The following is a 14323-nucleotide window of genomic DNA, read 5'->3' as shown; positions in this document are numbered from 1 at the left end:
CGCCGGCATCGACAGACTTTCAGGTGGATTCCATGGACAGCATCAACAGCCGTATCGCCGAGGAACTGGGCGTACGCCCGCAGCAGGTCGAGGCGGCCGTCACCCTGTTGGACGAAGGTTCGACCGTGCCCTTCATCGCGCGCTACCGCAAAGAGGTGACGGGCAGCCTGGACGACACCCAGCTGCGTCACCTGGAAGAGCGCCTGCGCTACCTGCGCGAACTCGACGAGCGCCGCGCCAGCATCCTGGCCAGCATCCAGGAGCAGGGCAAGCTGACGCCCGAGCTGACCCGCGAGATCAACCTGGCCGACACCAAGACCCGTCTCGAAGACCTCTACCTGCCGTACAAGCAGAAGCGCCGCACCAAGGGCCAGATCGCCCTCGAGGCGGGCCTCGGCGAGCTGGCCGACGGCCTGTTCGCCGATCCGCAGCTGACCCCGGAGGCCGAAGCGGCGCGCTTCGTCGACGCCGACAAGGGCGTGGCCGACGTCAAGGCCGCCCTCGAAGGCGCCAAGTACATCCTCATGGAGCGCTTCGCCGAGGATGCCGGGCTGCTCGAGAAGCTGCGCACCTTCCTCAAGCAGGAGGCGGTGCTCAGCGCCCGCCTGGTCGCCGGCAAGGAAGAAGAAGGCGCCAAGTTCCGCGACTATTTCGCCCATGACGAGCTGCTGCGCAGCGTACCGTCGCACCGTGCCCTGGCGATCTTCCGCGGGCGCAACGAAGGCATGTTGAGCGCCGCGCTCAAGGTCGGCGAGGAACTGCCTGGCACCCTGCACCCGTGCGAGGTGATGATCGGCGAGCACGTCGGCGTGGCCAACCGCGGCCGTCCGGCCGACAAATGGCTGGGCGAGGTGGTGCGCTGGACCTGGAAGGTCAAGCTCTACACCCACCTGGAGACCGATCTGTTCGGCGAGCTGCGCGAGCGCGCCGAGGGCGAAGCCATCGACGTGTTCGCCCACAACCTGCACGACCTGCTGCTGGCCGCCCCTGCCGGGCCGCGTGCCACGCTCGGGCTGGACCCGGGGCTGCGCACCGGCTGCAAGGTCGCGGTGGTCGACCGCACCGGCAAGCTGCTCGACACGGCCACCGTCTACCCGCACGTGCCGAAGAACGACTGGGACCGCACCCTGGTCGTGCTCGCGGCCCTGTGCGCCAAGCACTCGGTCGAGCTGATCGCCATCGGCAACGGCACCGCCAGCCGCGAGACGGACAAGCTGGCCGCCGAGCTGATCAAGAAGTACCCCGCCCTGAAGATGACCAAGGTCATGGTCTCGGAGGCCGGCGCGTCGGTGTATTCGGCCTCGGAGCAGGCCGCCCGTGAATTCCCCGAGCTGGACGTGTCGCTGCGTGGCGCGGTGTCGATCGCCCGCCGCCTGCAGGATCCGCTCGCCGAGCTGGTGAAGATCGATCCCAAGTCGATCGGCGTCGGCCAGTACCAGCACGACGTGTCCCAGGTGAAACTGGCCCGTGGCCTGGACGCGGTGGTCGAGGACTGCGTGAACGCCGTGGGCGTCGACGTGAACACCGCCTCGGTCGCCCTGCTGGCACGCATCTCCGGCCTCAATGCGACCCTGGCGCACAACATCGTCGCGCACCGTGACGCCAACGGGCCGTTCGCGACCCGTGCAGCCTTGAAGAAGGTCAGCCGCCTGGGCGAGAAGACCTTCGAGCAGGCCGCCGGCTTCCTGCGCGTGATGAACGGCGACAACCCGCTGGACGCATCGGCCGTGCACCCGGAAGCCTACCCGCTGGTCCAGCGCATCGCCGCCACCACCGACCGCGACATCCGCTCGCTGATCGGCGACAGCGGCTTCCTCAAGCGTCTCGACCCCAAGCGCTTCACCGACGAGACCTTCGGCCTGCCGACGGTCACCGACATCCTTCAGGAACTAGACAAGCCAGGCCGTGACCCACGCCCGGAGTTCAAGACCGCCACCTTCCAGGACGGCGTGGAAGACCTCAAGGACCTCCAGCCCGGCATGATCCTCGAGGGCGTGGTGACCAACGTGACCAACTTCGGCGCCTTCGTCGATGTGGGTGTTCACCAGGACGGTCTGGTGCACATTTCGGCGTTGTCCGAAAAGTTCGTCAAGGACCCGCGCGAGGCGGTCAAGGCCGGCGACGTGGTCAAGGTCAAGGTCATGGAAGTGGACATTCCGCGCAAGCGCGTGGGGCTCTCCATGCGCATGAGCGACACCCCGGGTGAGAAGGTCGAAGGCCAGCGCGGCGGCCGCAGCGGTGCCCCGTCAGGCGGGCGCGCCGCGCAACCGGCCCGTCAGCGCGAGACGCCGGCCCCTGCCAACAATGCCATGGCGGCGCTGTTCGCCAATGCCAAGTCGTTGAAGAAGAAGTGATGGACGTGCCGCTCGACCAGGTCGAAAGCGCGTTCAGCCAGCTGCTCGGCTGCCGGCTGGTCCGTCTGGACGAAGGGGTGGCCGAGGTCGCGCTCGAACTGACGCCACCGCTGCGCAACCGGGGCGGCAAGCTGCACGGCGGCGCGCTGTTCAGCCTGGTCGACATCGCCATGGGGCTGGCCTGCTCGGCCAGCCACGGTTTCGACCAGAGCAGCGTGACCCTGGAGTGCAAGATCAACTACCTGCGCGCGGTCGGCGAAGGCGAGGTCCTGTGCACGGCGCGCGTGCTGCATGCAGGTCGCCGCACCCTGGTGGTGGAGGCCGACGTGTTCCAGGGCGACAAACGGGTCGCCAAGGCCCAGGGAACCTTCGCCCTGCTCTAGCTGCCCGAGCATTCTTTACGGTACCTTCGGCAGTGCACAGGCATTGCCGGAGCGCGTGTTGACCGGGCGACGACGCCAGTTCCCTTTTTCCAACCTTGCAGACCGTCCAGGCTACCCCCATATTGGGGCGACTGACGTGTGAAGGAATACATCTTGAGCGACCTCTTCAACCGCCGCCTGAGCCTGCTCGGCGCCCATCTTCCCCTGCTCAAGCAGTGCCTGCACGGCATCGAGCGCGAGGGCCTGCGAGTCACCGACGAAGGTCGTCTGGCCCAGACGCCCCACCCGGAAGCCCTGGGGTCGGCGCTGACCAACGAGCAGATCACCACCGACTATTCCGAGTCGCTGCTGGAGTTCATCACCCCGGCGCTGGCCGACCCGGCCGAGGTGCTCGAAAAGCTCGACCAGATCCACCGCTTCGTCTACAGCAAGCTGTACAACGAATACCTGTGGAGCCCCTCGATGCCGTGCACCCTGCCGACCGAGGAGAACATCCCGATCGCCGAGTACGGCAGCTCCAACCTCGGCAAGCTCAAGCACGTCTACCGCAAGGGCCTGGCCCTGCGCTATGGCCGGACCATGCAGTGCATCGCCGGCATCCATTACAACTTCTCGTTGCCCGAGGCCCTGTGGCCGCTGTTGCGCGACGGGCAGGACACCGGCCAGAGCGACCGCGACTTCCAGTCGTCGGCCTACATCGCGCTGATCCGCAACTTCCGCCGCTACAGCTGGCTGCTCATGTACCTGTTCGGTGCATCGCCAGCGCTGGACGCCGGCTTCCTGCGCGACCGTGCGCATTCGCTCGAGACCTTCGACGCCAACACCCTCTACCTGCCATTCGCCACCAGCCTGCGCATGAGCGACCTGGGCTACCAGAGCAACGCCCAGGCCGGGCTCACGCCCTGCTACAACAACCTGGCCAGCTACACCGACAGCCTGCGCCGGGCCGTGGCGACGCCCTACCCGCCCTACGTCGAGGTCGGCACGCACCAGGATGGCGACTGGGTCCAGCTCAACACCAACATCCTGCAGATCGAGAACGAGTACTACTCGAACATCCGTCCCAAGCGGGTGACCTACCCCGGCGAGCGTCCGATCCAGGCGCTGATGGCGCGTGGCGTGCAGTACATCGAAGTGCGCTGCCTGGACATCAACCCCCTGCTGCCGGTCGGCATCGACCTGACCGAGGCACGGTTCCTGGACGCCTTCCTGCTGTATTGCGCGCTGCAGGACAGCCCGCTGTTCGAAGGGGACGAATGCCAGACCTGCACGCAGAACTTCCTGTCGGTGGTCAAGGAAGGTCGGCGCCCCGGTCTGGAGCTGCGCCGGGGTGAGGCGTCGTTGACACTGACGCAATGGGCGAGCGAACTGCTCGAAGGCATCGGCAAAGTGGCCGACCTGCTGGACCAGGCCCATGGCGGTGACGCCCATGCCCAAGCCCTGGCAGCGCAACAGGCCAAGGTCGACGACGTGTCGCTGACGCCTTCGGCCCAGGTACTGGCGCGCATGAACGAGCACCAGGAAGGCTTCGTGGCCTTCTCGCTGCGCCAGAGCCGTGCCCACGCCGAGACGTTCCGTGAAGCGCCGCTGGACGTCGCCACCCAGCAGGCCTACGAATCTACCGCCCGTGACTCGCTGCTCGAGCAATCGCGCCTGGAGCAGGAGGAAGTCGGTGACTTCGACCTGTTCGTCAGCGCCTACCAGGCGAGCATCCTGGCCATCAGCAACTGATGAGCCGGATGTCCGGCCCGCGCAAGCCGCGGGCCAGCAGCCAGGCGAGGATCGATGCCATCCTGGCGGCCGCTCGCACCTTGCTGGCCGAATCGGGCGTGGCCGGGTTGTCGATGTACGACGTGGCCCGGCTGGCCGGGATGCCGCCCTCCTCCGTCTATCACTTCTTCGCCAGCGTTCCCGCCCTGCTCGAGGCCTTGACCCTCGACGTGCATCAGGCCTTTCGCGCGACGCTGCAGGCGCCGGTGGAAGCCGCCTCGTTGCAGACCTGGCACGACCTGGCCAAGGTGATCGAACAGCGCATGCTCGAGCGCTACCAGGCCGATGCGGCAGCGCGGCAGCTCATCCTGGTGCAGCATGGCCTGGTCGAGATCAACCAGGCCGATCGGCAGCATGACGTGGAGCTGGGTGCATTGATGCAGGCCTTGTTCGATCGGCATTTCCAGTTGCCGGTCCTGCCCGATGACGTGGACGTGTTCGCGCTGGCGATGGCGTTGAGCGACCGGGTGTATGCGCGTTCGCTGCAGGTGCATGGCGCGATCACCCCGCGCATGGCCGAGGAAGGGTTGCGTGTGTTCGTGGCGTACGTGGGGGTGTACCTGCCGCCGTGGCTGGCCAAGCGCTAACCCCGCAGGCCTGCCGCCCGACGACTTCCAGACAGAAGCGAAAGGCGGCAGCCGACGGGCGCGGTCGTGGGGCGGTACGGCCCTGGCCTACAGCTTGGCGATCGATACTTCGGTCGATTTGACGAAGGCGATCACCTCGCTCCCGACCACCAGTTCCAGCTCGCGCACGGAGCGGGTGGTGATGACCGAGGTCACGATGCCGGAGGCGGTCTGGACATCGATTTCCGACAGCACCGGGCCTTCGAGGATTTCCTTCACGGTGCCTTTGAACTGGTTGCGGACGTTGATCGCTTTGATGGTCATGGCGTGATTCCTTTTTCTGACGAGGGACGGTTCAGTGAGCCCAGCGCAGTTGCGTGGGCAGGGGGGCGACAGGATCCGGTTCCGGGGGGTTGCCCGGCAGCGACAGGACGCGCTCGAGCACCTGGCTTTCCAGCGCCGCCAGGCGATGCGAGCCGTGTACCCGTGGGCGTGGCAGATCGATGGTCAGGTCCAGACCGACTTCGCCGTCCTCGATGAGGATGACGCGGTCGGCCACGGCCACGGCTTCGTGGACGTCGTGGGTCACCAGCAGCACGGTGAAGCCATGGGTGTGCCACAGGCGTTCGATCAGTTGCTGCATCTCGATGCGGGTCAGGGCATCCAGGGCGCCCAGGGGTTCGTCGAGCAGCAGCAGGCGCGGTTGGTGGATCAAGGCGCGGGCCAGGGCCACACGCTGCTTCTGGCCGCCGGACAAGGCCGCCGGCCATTCCTGAGCCCGTTCGGCCAGACCGACCGAGGCCAGGGCGTCCAGCGCACGGGGGCGCCAGTCGCCGGACAGGCCCAGGCCGACGTTGTCGATGACTTTCTTCCAAGGCAGCAGGCGCGCGTCCTGGAACATCAGGCGCGTGTCATCGCGGGCCTCCTCCAACGGCGCGGCACCGGCCAGCAACTGGCCTGCGCTGGGCTGGTCCAGCCCGGCCAGCAGGCGCAGCAGCGTGCTCTTGCCGCAGCCGCTGCGCCCGACGATGGCGACGAACTGGCCGGCCGGGATCTGCAGGTCGATGCCGCGCAGCACCTCGCGCTTGCCGAATGTCTTGCGCAGGCCACGGGAGGCCAGGGGAATACCGCGCAACAGGTGCGGGGGTCGTTCCGTCAGCGAGGTCATGCGCCCTCCTTCTTCGCAGGTTGATAGGCCGGGTGCCAGCGCAACCAGGCGCGCTCCAGGCCACGCGCGGCCAGGTCGGCCAGCTTGCCCAGCACGGCGTACAGCACGATCGCCAGCACTACGACGTCGGTCTGCAGGAATTCACGGGCATTCATCGCCAGGTAGCCGATCCCCGCGTTGGCGGAAATGGTCTCGGCCACGATCAGGGTCAACCACATGAAGCCGAGGGCGAAGCGCACCCCGACCAGGATCGAGGGCAGCGCGCCCGGCAGGATCACCTGCCGGAACAGGCCGAACCCGGACAGGCCGTAGCTGCGCGCCATCTCCACCAGCGCCGGGTCGACGTTGCGGATACCGTGGTAGGTGTTCAGGTAGATCGGGAACAACGTGCCCAGCGCGACCAGAAAGATCTTCGCCGACTCGTCGATGCCGAACCACAGGATCACCAGCGGGATCAGCGCCAGGTGCGGCACGTTGCGGATCATCTGCACCGAGCTGTCGAGCAGGCGCTCGCCCCAGTTCGACAGGCCGGTGATGAACCCCAGCAGCAGGCCGATGCTGCCGCCGATCAGAAAGCCCAGGGCCGCCCGCCAGCCGCTGATGGCCAGGTGGGTCCAGATCTCGCCACTGCGAAACAGCTCGACGCCTGCACTGATCACGGCGCTGGGCGCCGGCAGGATGCGGGTCGACAGCCAGCCGGCGCTGACCGCCAGCTGCCAGACGGCCAGCAGCAGCACGGGCAGTGCCCATGGCGCCAGGCGCTGACCCCAGGTGGTGTTGCTCGAACGACTCATGGCCAGGCCCTCAGCGCTGTGCGGCGGCAGTGGGCAGGATGTCGTTGGCGACCATCTCGCCGAACGGGCTCACGTAGCCGCCACTGGCCGCTGCGGCCGGGCGTTGCACGTCCAGGTGCGGGAACAGCAGCTCGGCCACTCGATACGACTCTTCCAGGTGCGGGTAGCCCGAGAAGATGAAGGTGTCGATGCCCAGGGCGGCGTATTCCTTGACCCGCGCCGCCACGGTCGGCCCATCGCCGACCAATGCCGTGCCGGCACCGCCGCGCACCAGGCCGACCCCGGCCCACAGGTTCGGGCTGACTTCCAGCTGGTCGCGTTTGCCACCGTGCAGGGCCGCCATGCGCTGCTGGCCGACCGAGTCGAAGCGGGCCAGCGAAGCCTGGGCACGGGCGATCGTGTCGTCGTCCAGGTGCGAGATCAGCCGCTCGGCGGCCTGCCAGGCTTCGTCGTTGGTTTCCCGCACGATCACGTGCAGGCGGATGCCGAAGCGTACGCTGCGGCCTTGCGCGGCGGCCTTGGCACGGACCTGGGCGATCTTCTCGGCCACGGCGGCCGGCGGCTCGCCCCAGGTCAGGTACAGCTCGACCTGTTCGGCCGCCAGGTCCTGGGCCGCTTCGGAAGAGCCACCGAAATACAGCGGCGGCCGCGGCTGCTGGACCGGTGGGTACAACAGCTTAGCGCCCTTGACCTGCAGGTGCTGGCCGTCGTAGTCGACCACCTCCCCTTCGAGCACCTTGCGCCAGATGCGGGTGAATTCGACCGACGCCTGGTAGCGCTCCTCATGACTCAGGAACAGCCCGTCGCCGGCGAGCTCGTCCGGGTCGCCGCCGGTGACCAAGTTGAACAGCGCGCGACCGCCGGACAGACGGTCCAGGGTCGCGGCCTGCCGTGCGGCCACGGTGGGCGAGATGATGCCGGGACGCAGCGCGACCAGGAACTTGAGTCGCTGGGTGACCGGGATCAGCGAGGCGGCCACCAGCCAGGAATCTTCGCAGGAGCGCCCCGTGGGGATCAGCACCCCGCCGAAGCCAAGACGGTCGGCGGCCTGGGCGATCTGCTGCAGGTAGCCGTGGTCGACGGCACGGGCACCGTCGGACGTCCCCAGGTATTTGCCATCGCCGTGGGTGGGCAGGAACCAGAATATTTCAAGACTCATTGGAGTTGTCTCCTCAAGGTGACGCAGGCCGGGACGGCGCCCCGGCGCGGCAGATCGTCAAGGCGCGCTGGCGACCTTGGCAGGGGGTGTCCAGATCACGTCGCGGATGCTCAAGGGCTTGGGGATCAGCTTCAAAGTGTGGAAGGTGTCGGCGATCTTCTGTTGCGCGGCGACCACCTCGGGCGTGAGCGGCGCAGCGCCGTAGCCCTGGCGCTTGACCGAAGTGAGCGTGATGTCGGCAGGCAGCCCGAGCAGCGGCGCGACCTGGTCGGTCACCTGCTGGGGGTTGGCCTGGGACCACTCGCCCACCGCGCGGACTTCGTCGATCAGGGCACTGACCACGGCCGGGTGCTGGGTCGCATACCCGCGGGTCGCCAGGTAGAACTGATGGTTGTCGACCAGGTGCTCGCCATCACGCAGGGTGCGGGCCTGCAATTGCTGCTCGGCGGCCGCCTGGTAAGGATCCCAGATGACCCAGGCGTCGACGCTGCCGCGCTCGAACGCCGCACGCGCGTCGGCAGGTGGCAGGTAGACCGGCTGGATGTCGCGGTAGGTCAGGCCGGCGTCCTCGAGGGCACGCACCAGCAGGTAGTGCACGTTGGAGCCCTTGTTCAGGGCGACCTTCTTGCCCTTGAGCGCCTGCACCGACTGGATGGGCGAGTCCTTGGGCACCAGAATGGCCTCGCTGTGGGGCGCGGGCGGCTCGTAGGCCACATAGACCAGATCGGCCCCGGCGGCCTGGGCGAACACCGGTGGCGTCTCGCCCGTCACGCCGAAATCGATGGAGCCCACGTTCAGCCCTTCCAGCAGCTGCGGGCCGCCTGGGAACTCCGTCCACTGCACGTCGACGCCTTGGGCGGCCAGGCGCTTTTCCAGCGTGCCCTTGGCCTTGAGCAGCACCAAGGTGCCGTATTTCTGGTAGCCGATGCGCAGGGTCTCTGCCTGGGCCTGGGTGATCGCGCCGAAGGACACGGCCGCCGCGAACAGGGCGACCAGACCACGACGCACGAAGACGGTGCGCATGGCACTCTCCTGTACGAATGGGTTCAGGTGGCACCTGCTCGTCCGTTGACGGACCAGTGAGGTGGGACAGCGATGAAGCGAAAGGCGGGTTCGGATCGCTGGCTGAGCTGGAGCCCTGGCCGTGCCTGGTAGCGAGCGCTATCGAGGTCTTGGGGTGATGTCGAACTGGGAATCACGTTAACAGGTCAGCGCATATACCCATAAATCATATTTTTTCATTTGGTTATGCCATATTTATAGGTCCTGGGGTACGTGATTCTTTCCCTGTCGATGGCTCATAAAAAAGGGCCGTCGAAACGGCCCGAGTACCCTGCTTTGGCTAAGCGTGTGCAGCGTCTGCCCTCACCGGTTGGGTTGCGGCGTCAGACGCAAGTAAGGTTTGACGGCGCGATACCCTTTGGGAAAGCGCTGGCGAATCTCGTCTTCGTCCTTGAGCGATGGCACGATCACCACCTCGTCACCGTCCTGCCAGTTGGCGGGCGTGGCGACCTTGTGGCTGTCGGTCAGCTGCAGCGAATCGATCACCCGAAGGATCTCGTTGAAGTTGCGTCCGGTACTGGCCGGATAGGTGATGGTCAGGCGGACCTTCTTGTTCGGGTCGATCACGAACAACGAGCGCACGGTCAGCGTGTCATTGGCATTCGGGTGGATCAGGTCGTAGAGGTCGGAGACCTTGCGATCGGCATCGGCCAGGATCGGGAAATCGACGACGGTGTTCTGCGTTTCGTTGATGTCCTTGATCCAGCCGTGGTGGGAATCGACCGGATCGACCGACAAGGCAATGGCCTTGACGTCGCGCTTGGCGAACTCGTCTTTCAACTTGGCGGTCAGGCCCAGCTCGGTGGTGCACACTGGGGTGAAGTCCGCCGGGTGCGAGAACAGCACGCCCCAGCTGTCGCCGAGCCATTCGTGGAAGCGAATCCTGCCGGCGCTGGAGTCCTGCTCGAAGTCGGGGGCGATGTCGCCCAGTTTGAGGCTCATGGTGTGGGGCTCCTGTGCTGTAGACCTGATGGCGTCACTGTGCGGGCTTTTGAGGAATAAGAAAAAGAATAAATAGGGATTTATTTATTCCCTGTGGGCATATGAAATATCACCCATAAAAAAAGCCTCGTCATGAACGAGGCTTTTTCGACTACGGCTTACAGGAAGTTGTAAGTGTAGTTGAAGATCAGACGGGTCTGGTCCTGGTCGGCCAGCGAGTTGCCGCCGCTGCCACGGTACACACCGTGACGCAGGCTGGTGCCCAGGCCTTTGAACACGCCTTCCTGCACCACGTAGTCGATACGGGCGTCGCGTTCCCATTCGCTGTAGGTGCCGTTGCCATTGGTGTTACGCACGTCGTCGCCACGCAGGTAGGTGACCGAGGCCTTCAGGCCTGGCACACCGATCTTGGTGAAATCGTAGGCGTACTGGCCGAAGGTGGTGTTGGTACCGGCTCGGGCGAACTGGTTGATCATGCTGTCGGTGAACAGGTAGAAGCTGGAACCACCGGCGCCTTCGGCACGGCCGTTGCCGTTGGTCACGTTGCCCTGGTTCAGCCAGACGAAACCGCCGTCGTCGTTGACGCGCTGGTGACCCAGGGTGAACGCATGGCTGCTCAGGGTATAGGTGAAGATCGCGGACCAGGTCTTGTTGTCGACCTCGCCTGGCGTCTTGCCGTAGCCGCCGTTCTGGTTGAAGCGGTAGCCCGCGTCACCGTTGCGGCCATCGCTGCTGCTGTCGAAGTAGCGCAGGTCGGTCTTGAGCGACTGGTTGTCGGCGATCGGCAGGACGTGGACCAGACCCAGGAAGTGCTGCTTGTAGAAGTCTTCCAGGTTCGAGTAGTAGTACTGCAGCGTCAGGTCTTTGGTGACCTTCCAGTCAGCACCGCCGTAGCGGAACTTGTTGCTGTCTTCGGTGGCACCGGCGACCGACAGGCCCGTACGGTTGCTCGACGCACGGCCCATGGCGTGGGTCAGCTGACCGGCGTTGATCGTCAGGTTGTCGATTTCCTTCGACTGGATGGTGCCGCCTTCGAAGGTCTGTGGCAGCAGACGGCCGTCGTTGGACACCAGGATCGGCAGGTTCGGGGCCAGAGCGCTACCGAAGTGCGCCTCGGTCTTGGAGAAACGGGCCTTGGCGTTGCCGCCGATACGGGCCCAGTCATGCACGGCCGAACCGTCGCTGTCGCTCGGGAAGAAGGTGCTGTTGTTCGGGTGGTGACCACGGCCACCGTCCAGGTGAATGCCCCACAGCGCCTGAACGTCTACACCGAAACCGACGACGCCTTGGGTGTAACCGGACAGGTAGTCGAGCTTGAAGCCCTGACCCGACTCACGGTTGTCATTGGCGCCTTCACGGTTGTCGTTGTCGAAGTACATGGTGCGCGAGCTGAGGGACAGTTTGCTGTCCTCGACGAAACCGGCAGCGCTTGCTTGCTGGGCGAAGACACCCAGGGCCACGGCCAAGGCCAGGCTGGACTTGTGCATGTATTGCTCCTTTACGTTCTAATTCTTGTCAGTCGTCAGCGCAGGGGTCTGCTGCCCCGCTTACTGCTCGATCGGCGATTTAGCACCAATGAGTGACATCCAAGTCAATCGTTACTAATCATTTCGCGACTTTGGTCTAAGGCGCGGCTGGCTAGGATAGTGACAATCCTATAAATCCAAAATGACCGTTTTGTTAAAAACTAATATTTTTATGGAATAACCGTGGGGCATTCGCGAGGGAAAGGTATAGCAGTCGGCGATACAAGTCGCTAGAAATCAGCAGGAAGGACGCATTCGTCGGATGAAAGGAATGTGAAATGACTGACCGTTCGTCGGTGAGGAGGAAGATGCTGCACAGGCCGTGGGGCTGGAAGCTATGCGGTCTGGCGGATGAGGATGGGTCACCGATCTGACAGGTCGACGCAGGCGGCGCCTGGCAGGGCCCTATCGCTGGCAAGCCAGCTCCCACCCAGACCTCTACAGCCTTCGGTCCGGGCATGGCTGCGCAAGCAGCTTGTGGGAGCGGGTTTCACAGGTGGTGAAACCCGCTGTCGGCCTTTACCTCACCATGTGCAGGAACTGCATGTGCCGTTCGTACTGGTCGAGGATGTCGTTGATGATCTGCTCCTTGCTGTAGCCGACTAGGTCGTAATCCTGGCTGCCTTCGCTCAGGTGAACCTCGGCGCGGTAGTAGCGACGGTTCTTGAGCTCCTGGCTGCCGATCCCGCCCAGGGCGAACGAGGGCGTGAAGTACCCGCGCATCTGCACCTGGTAGATGAACGGCTGCTCTTCGCCATGGCCGATCTTCAGGCTGACGTTGTCATGGCTTGGGTCGTCCTGGGTGATCAGGCTCAAGCCCTTCTGCTCGAACACCTCGGTCACCTCGCCAATGGCCGGGCGCACCACGTCGTCCATGAACCGGTAGACCTCGTCACGGGACGGGAAGTGCACGGCCTGGCTCAGGCGCTGGCGCCAGCCTCCGCGTCCACGGCGAGTCACGGCGAACGGTGCCAGCGAATGGGTCTGGGCGATGCGGCGTTGCGACTCCAGGTAGAACGCCTTCTGCAGCCCCCACATCATGCACAGCAGGATCAGCGAGAACGGCAGCGACGTCAGCACCACCGCCGACTTCAACGAGTCGATGCTGCCGGCGAACAGCAGGCTGCTGGTGATCAGCGCGGTCATCGCGCCCCAGAAGATGCGCAGCCAGTTGGGGCCGTCTTCGTCCGGGCTGCCGCCCTTGGCCGACAAGGTCGACAGCACCACGGTGCCGGAGTCGGCCGAGGTCACGAAGAACACGAAGCTGATGAACACCGTCACAGCGATCACCGTCTTGCTCCAGGGGTACGTCTCCAGCAGCAGGTACAGGCTCATGGACGGGTCCTGCAGGGCCGACTGGCCCAGCGCGGTCAGGCCATGGTTGAGCACCTGGTAGATGGCGCTGTTGCCGAAGATCGACATCCACGCCAGGGTGAAGCCCAGGGGGATCAGCAACACGCCGAAGACGAACTCGCGAATGGTGCGGCCACGGGAGATACGGGCGATGAACAGCCCGACGAAGGGTGCCCAGGCAATCCACCAGGCCCAGTAGAACACGGTCCAGCCACCCAGCCAGTCACGGTTCTCGCTGTAGGCGTACACGTCGAAGCTCTTGCTCGGCAAGGCGCCCAGGTAGTCGCCCAGGTTCTGGATCAGGGTGTTGAACAGGTGCTGGGTCGGGCCGGCAAAGAGCACGAACAGCAACAGTGCGCAGGCCAGGAACATGTTGATGTCGGACATCACCCGCACGCCCTTTTCCACCCCGGCGACCGCCACGGCCACGGCCGCGCCGACCATCACCACGATCAACCCGACCTGCACCCACTGGCTGTGGCTGATGCCGAACAGGTAGTCCAGGCCGGCGTTCAGGTGCAACACGCCAAAGCCCAGGTCAGCACCCAGGCCGAATACCGTGGCGATGATGCCGAAGCCATCCACCGCGTAGCCGATCGGCCCGTTGATGCGCTTGCCGATCAGCGGGTACAGCGCCGAGCGCAGTGCCAGGGGCAGGTTGTGCCGGTAGGCGAAGTACGCCAGCGCCATGCCGACGAACGCGAACACGCCCCAGCCATGCAGGCCCCAGTGCAGGAACAGCAGCTGCATCGCCTGGCGCCCGGCCTCCACCGTGCCGCCCTCGCCTTGCGGCGGTTGCAGCATGTGCGTCAGCGGTTCCGACACGCAGAAGAAGAACAAAGTGATGCTGATGCCGGCGGCGAACAGCATGCCGGCCCAGGACAGGTAACTGAACTCGGGTTCGTCGTGGTCGGCACCGAGCTTGATCTTGCCGTAGCCGGACAAGGCGGTGACCACCACGAAGACCAGGTACAGGGTCATCGCCAGCATGTAGTACCAGCCGACCGTGTTGGCCGCCCAGTTCTGCGCGGCCAGCAGCCATTCACCCGCGGTTTGCGGATTGAGGATGACGATCAGACCGAAGAGCAGGATGAAACTTGCCGCGAACCAGAACACCGGGGGGTTCATGCGGACGTTGTCGTGTGCAAGGCCAGTGGGTGCACTCATGGACGGTGCACCTCGTTATGGAAACGTGAATATGGATCGAACGGGTTCAGCAAAGGGAAACCTCCGGGTGAACACCGGC

At 65.2% G+C, this 14323-nt stretch carries 12 protein-coding genes; 4 read left to right on the top strand and 8 right to left on the bottom strand.

Features of this window, described 5'->3' with window-relative positions:
• Nucleotides 1-32 precede the first annotated feature (32 nt).
• The 4 genes from APT63_00940 to APT63_00925 all read left to right on the top strand — a co-directional run bounded on the left by APT63_00940 (nucleotide 33) and on the right by APT63_00925 (nucleotide 5094).
• Nucleotides 33-2354 carry an RNA-binding transcriptional accessory protein gene (locus APT63_00940; protein ID AMA44288.1) on the top strand — a complete coding sequence of 774 codons (2322 nt, stop codon included), beginning with the start codon at nucleotides 33-35 and terminating at the stop codon, nucleotides 2352-2354.
• The gene (locus APT63_00935) at nucleotides 2354-2737 is read left to right on the top strand and encodes a hypothetical protein (GenBank protein AMA44287.1); all 384 of its coding nucleotides are present in this window, start codon (nucleotides 2354-2356) and stop codon (nucleotides 2735-2737) included. Before APT63_00940 ends, APT63_00935 begins: the two co-directional genes overlap by 1 nt.
• Nucleotides 2738-2875: 138 nt before the next feature.
• Nucleotides 2876-4468 carry a glutamate--cysteine ligase gene (locus APT63_00930; GenBank protein ID AMA44286.1) on the top strand — a complete coding sequence of 531 codons (1593 nt, stop codon included), beginning with the start codon at nucleotides 2876-2878 and terminating at the stop codon, nucleotides 4466-4468.
• Nucleotides 4468-5094 carry a TetR family transcriptional regulator gene (locus APT63_00925; GenBank protein ID AMA44285.1) on the top strand — a complete coding sequence of 209 codons (627 nt, stop codon included), beginning with the start codon at nucleotides 4468-4470 and terminating at the stop codon, nucleotides 5092-5094. Before APT63_00930 ends, APT63_00925 begins: the two co-directional genes overlap by 1 nt.
• 87 nt (nucleotides 5095-5181) lie before the next feature.
• Here the strand turns inward: APT63_00925 and APT63_00920 are convergent, their stop codons facing one another.
• From APT63_00920 to APT63_00885, 8 genes are all read right to left on the bottom strand, one after another.
• A complete protein-coding gene (locus APT63_00920; GenBank protein AMA44284.1) occupies nucleotides 5182-5397 on the bottom strand; it encodes a transporter in 216 nt (71 codons plus the stop codon).
• Between the two features lie 31 nt (nucleotides 5398-5428).
• Nucleotides 5429-6241 carry an aliphatic sulfonate ABC transporter ATP-binding protein gene (ssuB, locus tag APT63_00915; GenBank protein AMA44283.1) on the bottom strand — a complete coding sequence of 271 codons (813 nt, stop codon included), beginning with the start codon at nucleotides 6239-6241 and terminating at the stop codon, nucleotides 5429-5431.
• On the bottom strand, nucleotides 6238-7035 hold the full coding sequence (gene ssuC / locus APT63_00910; protein AMA44282.1) for an alkanesulfonate transporter permease subunit: 798 nt from the start codon (nucleotides 7033-7035) through the stop codon (nucleotides 6238-6240). The genes ssuB and ssuC overlap by 4 nt, the downstream gene beginning before the upstream one ends.
• Before the next feature lie 10 nt (nucleotides 7036-7045).
• Nucleotides 7046-8194: an alkanesulfonate monooxygenase gene (locus APT63_00905; GenBank protein ID AMA44281.1), complete on the bottom strand. Its 1149-nt coding sequence runs from the start codon at nucleotides 8192-8194 to the stop codon at nucleotides 7046-7048.
• Between the two features lie 57 nt (nucleotides 8195-8251).
• The gene (locus tag APT63_00900; protein ID AMA44280.1) at nucleotides 8252-9217 is read right to left on the bottom strand and encodes an ABC transporter substrate-binding protein; all 966 of its coding nucleotides are present in this window, start codon (nucleotides 9215-9217) and stop codon (nucleotides 8252-8254) included.
• A gap of 342 nt (nucleotides 9218-9559) precedes the next feature.
• Entirely contained in the window at nucleotides 9560-10198 is a 639-nt protein-coding gene (locus APT63_00895) for a peroxidase (GenBank protein AMA44279.1), read from the bottom strand.
• 158 nt (nucleotides 10199-10356) lie between these two features.
• Nucleotides 10357-11685 (bottom strand): porin, encoded by a 1329-nt coding sequence (locus APT63_00890; GenBank protein ID AMA44278.1) that lies wholly within the window; start codon nucleotides 11683-11685, stop codon nucleotides 10357-10359.
• Between the two features lie 558 nt (nucleotides 11686-12243).
• Nucleotides 12244-14244, bottom strand: coding sequence for a choline transporter (locus APT63_00885; protein AMA44277.1), 2001 nt, complete (start codon nucleotides 14242-14244; stop codon nucleotides 12244-12246).
• Nucleotides 14245-14323: the final 79 nt, after the last annotated feature.

It is taken from the genome of Pseudomonas monteilii, assembly GCA_001534745.1.
In the GTDB taxonomy this organism is placed as follows: Bacteria; Pseudomonadota; Gammaproteobacteria; order Pseudomonadales; family Pseudomonadaceae; genus Aquipseudomonas; species Aquipseudomonas alabamensis.
The sequence above is the reverse complement of the archived record's forward strand: the minus strand, read 5'-3'. Positions and strand labels throughout refer to the sequence as shown.